Raw genomic sequence first — 3,379 nt, 5'->3', positions numbered from 1 at the left:
ACGGTCCGCTCGGCCGACGCCGACGCCGACGCCGACGCCACCGACGCCTCGTCTACCGGCACGCCCCGCCGCGGCAGCGTCACGGTGACCGCCAGACCCTCGCCCGGCCCCGTCCGCACCGTCACCTCACCCCCGTGCGCCCGCACCACCCCCTGCACGATCGCCATCCCCAGCCCACTCCCCGCTCCGCCCCCCGCACGGAAGAACCGGTCGAACACCCGCGCGGCGTCCTCAGCCGCGAGCCCCGGCCCGTCGTCCGCCACGGACAGCCGCACGGCACCGTCGTCCGCGCGGACCACGACCACCCGCACCGGAACGTCCGCCGGCGTGTGCGTGCGGACGTTGCCCAGCAGGTTGCCGATCACCTGCCGCAATCCGGCCTCGTCCGCGTGCACCAGCACCGAACCGTCGGCGTCCACGGTCACCGGCCGCTCCGGCTGCTGCATCCGCAGGTCCTCCGCCGCCTCCCGCACCAGCCGGCACACGTCCACGTTCCGCAGCAGGAGTTCGGGACGCTGGTCGAGCCGGGCCAGTACCAGCAGTTCGTCGACCAGCCGCCCCATCCGGTCGGACTCCGACATCATCCGGTCCCAGGCCCGCTTGCGCTCCGTCGGCTCCCGCAGCATCCCCCGGTCGTAGAGCTGGAGATAGCCGCGTATCGCGGCCAGCGGCGTGCGCAGCTCGTGCGAGGCGTCCGCGACGAACCGCCGCAGCTGGGCCGCGCTGTGCTCGCGCGTCCGGTACGCCGACTCCACCTGCTGGAGCATCGAGTTGAGCGCGAGCCGCAGTTGCTCCACCTCCAGGATCGGATCCCGGCTGGAGGGCACCCGCCTGGTCAGGTCGCCCTCCGCGATCGCCGACGACGTCTCCACCATGTCCTCCAGCGGCCGCATCCGGCGGCCCACGCTGAACATGGTCAGACAGGCGAGCAGGAACAACAGCAGCGTCCCGATCGCGAGATCGAGTTTGACCGCTTTGGTGACACCTTCGTGCACCGCCTCGGTGGAGGTGGCGATGAGGATGCACGTGCCGTCCGCGAGCCGGGTGGCGGTGACCCGGTAGGCGGCTCCGCGGACGGTGACGTCGTGCGGTTCCGGGTCCTCGACCAGGGCGCGCTCGTCGCCCACCGCGTCCGCCAGGTCGTGCTGTGCCCGGGTCGGTGCGAAGCCGAGGATGCCGACGGGCTCGCCCCGGGTGTCCACGGCGGCGAAGATCGAGTCCGGGTCGGGGTCCCGGTAGAAGTCCGCGTCCACCCGGTCACGGAAGAAGCTCAGCACGCTCAGCGAGTCGATCTGGCGGAGGGTCAGTTCCGAACCCCCCAGGGAGTCACGGGTCCCTGTCAGCTCCGAGTCGATCTGGTCCAGCAGGTAGTAGCGCATGCCCATCACGCTCACCGCTGTGGCCGCCACGATCCCCAGGGCCAGCAACAGCACGTTGGCCAGGGTCAGCTGCCCGCGCAGCGAGTGGATGCCGCGCCCGCAGCGCGGCCTTCGGAACGCCGGCCTCACGTCAGCCCGTACCCGACCCCGCGCCGGGTGGTGATCACCGGCGGTCCGATCGTGTCGAGTTTGCGCCGCAGATAGCTGATGTACGTCTCGACCACGGTCGACTCCGGCGGGGTGTGCTCGTACTGCCATACATGGCGCAACAGTTGCTCCTTGGGGACGATCCGGCCGCCGTTGCGCACCAGGAAGCGCAGCAGTGCGTACTCGGTGGGGGTGAGCTCGACCGAGCGGTCCGCGCGGCGCACCGAGTACGTCGTCTCGTCCAGCTCCAGGTCGCCGTGGCGCAGCGGCGCGCGCTGCGGCAGGACGTCGGCGGGGCGGGTGCGGCGCAGCACGGCGGTGACGCGGGCGACGACCTCGTCGATGTTGAACGGCTTGGTGATGTAGTCGTCGCCGAAGCCGAGCGCGCCGACGACCTCGGCGGGCGCGTCCCGCGCGGTGAGGAACACCAGCGCCAGCTCCGGCCGCCGTACACGGAGTTCACGGCCCAGTGCGCGGCCGTCGCCGTCCGGCAGCATCACGTCGAGCAGGGCGGCGTCGATGGGGGTCCCCCCGCGCGAGCGATGTCGAGCGTGGGGGAGGGTGTGCTCGGTCAGCGCGAGCGCCTCGCGGACGGTGCCCGCGGTCATGACCTCGAAACGGTGGTAGCGCAGGGCGATGGCGAGGACGTCCGAGATGCTCTCCTCGTCCTCCACGACCAGCACGGTGCCGGGAGCTGTCGTCATGCCGTCCAGTATCGGCGCGGACGGGGCCGGCCGTGGGGGTTGCCGCCTTGGAGTTCCTTGAGAGTCCCGCGCGAGTCGTGTCGCCGGGCGGGCGTCGCGGTTGATTCTGCTGCCAGGACCTGGGGGACCGACCGAATCGACGAAGGAGCTTGGACGTGGCGGCATTGGCACGCTGGTGCTATCGGCACCGGCTGGTGGTCCTCCTGCTGTGGGTGGGGGCGCTGTTCGGACTGGGGGTGTCGGCGAGCGGCGCGGGCACGAACTACACGGAGGTCTTCTCGCTTCCCGACACCGACTCCAAGCGGGCGTACGACCTGATGGAGCGGGCGTTCCCGGAACGCGCCGGCGACACCGACACCGTGGTGTGGAAGGTCGACGAGGGTTCCGTGCGCGACGACTCCGTGCGGTCCCGGATCGAGCCGGCGCTGAGGGAGATCGGGCGCATGGAGGGGATCGGCGACGTCGCCGGCCCGTACGGACAGGAGGGAGCGGCGCAGATCAGTGAGGACGGCCGGATCGCCTACGCACAGGTGACGTTCGCCGAACAGGCGGACGCGGTGCCGAAGGAACTGGTCCAGGACGTCGTCGACACCGCGCAGGGCGCCGGGGGCGACGGGCTGCAGGTGGCACTGGGCGGCCAGGCCATCACGCGCGTCCAGGCGCCGCCGACGGGCACGGCCGAACTGGTCGGCATCCTCGCGGCCGCCGTCGTGCTGTTCGTGGCCTTCGGGTCGCTCCTCGCGATGCTGCTGCCGATCGTCATCGCCGTCTTCGGAGTCGGCACCGGCATGTTCGGCACCCAGCTGCTCAGCCATGTCACCGACGTGCCCGAACTCGCCACGCTGCTCGCCACGCTGATCGGCCTGGGCGTGGGCATCGACTACGCCCTGTTCATCGTCACCCGGCACCGGCGCGGCATCCTGCGCGGCCTCGATCCGGAGGAGGCGGCGGTCACCGCCCTCAACACCTCGGGCCGCGCGGTGCTGTTCGCGGGCGGCACGGTGTGCATCGCGCTCGCCGGGATGCTGGTGACGAACCTGCGCTTCCTGGACGGTGTGGTCATCGGCACCTCGCTGACCGTCGTGCTGAGCGTGCTCGCCGCCGTCACCCTGCTGCCCGCGCTGCTCGGCCTGCTCGGCCACCGCGTGC

The 3,379-nt window shown here is 71.8% G+C and carries 3 protein-coding genes; 1 reads left to right on the top strand and 2 read right to left on the bottom strand.

Translation table 11 applies throughout. From position 1 onward, the window contains the following. On the bottom strand, nt 1-1,508 hold a 1,508-nt coding region (locus B9S61_RS19095), incomplete at its 3' end, for a HAMP domain-containing sensor histidine kinase (protein ID WP_103543360.1). After that, nucleotides 1,505-2,230, bottom strand: a complete 726-nt coding sequence (locus B9S61_RS19090) for a response regulator transcription factor (protein WP_103543359.1) — start codon at nt 2,228-2,230, stop codon at nt 1,505-1,507. The genes B9S61_RS19090 and B9S61_RS19095, both read right to left, overlap by 4 nt. A gap of 164 nt (nt 2,231-2,394) precedes the next feature. Between B9S61_RS19090 and B9S61_RS19085 the strand changes: the two genes are divergently transcribed. Then, nucleotides 2,395-3,379, top strand: a 985-nt coding sequence (locus B9S61_RS19085) for an MMPL family transporter (protein WP_181007433.1), incomplete at its 3' end; no start/stop codon positions are given.

Source organism: Streptomyces sp. SM1, from assembly GCF_002910825.1.
GTDB lineage: Bacteria > Actinomycetota > Actinomycetes > Streptomycetales > Streptomycetaceae > Streptomyces > Streptomyces okerensis.
This window is presented reverse-complemented; position numbering and strand designations above follow the sequence as displayed.